The organism is Bacillus sp. LR--39, assembly GCF_053613335.1.
The window spans coordinates 1-622 of sequence record NZ_JBSIOT010001134.1 but is presented as its reverse complement, the minus strand read 5'-3'; the positions used below and the strand labels follow the sequence as shown (position 1 = coordinate 622).

Here is a 622-nt window from a genome sequence, read left to right as displayed (position 1 = left end):
CGGAACGTGGGAAGTGCTGCGACCTGGGACAGACGCGGTCATTTTAACGTTCGGCACCACCATTCCGATGGCGCTTGCTGCCGCGGAGGAGCTGCAAAAAGAAGGCCGTTCGGTCAGAGTGGTAAACGCCCGTTTTATCAAGCCGCTCGATGAAAACATGCTGAAGGAAATCCTGAACGAGGGGCTTCCGATTTTAACGATCGAAGAGGCTGTGCTTCAAGGCGGATTCGGCAGCTCGATCCTTGAGTTTGCCCATGAACATCAGTCTTACAGTCCGATCATTGACAGAATGGGGATACCTGATCAATTTATTGAACACGGCAGCGTCGCCAAGCTTCTGGAAGAGATCGGAATGACAAAAGAAGACGTCATCAGACGAATAAGACTTTTGACGGCCGTAAAGACTCATAAAGGAATTGGATCATGACAGGAAAAAAAGAACGGCTCGACGTTTTATTAGTAGAAAGAGGGTTAATGGAAACGCGGGAAAAAGCGAAAAGAGCCATCATGGCCGGCATTGTCTATACGAATGAAAACAGACTGGACAAGCCGGGCGAAAAGGTCGACCGCACGATCCCGCTGACCGTTAAAGGAAACCCGTTAAAATACGTCTCAAGAGGCG

At 49.7% G+C, this 622-nt stretch carries 2 protein-coding genes; both read left to right on the top strand.

All coding sequences use genetic code 11. From position 1 onward, the window contains the following. Positions 1-427, top strand: a 427-nt coding sequence (locus ACWHAR_RS28925; protein ID WP_452088679.1) for a transketolase C-terminal domain-containing protein, incomplete at its 5' end; no start/stop codon positions are given. Further along, on the top strand, positions 424-622 hold a 199-nt coding region (locus ACWHAR_RS28920; RefSeq protein ID WP_452088678.1), incomplete at its 3' end, for a S4 domain-containing protein. The genes ACWHAR_RS28925 and ACWHAR_RS28920, both read left to right, overlap by 4 nt.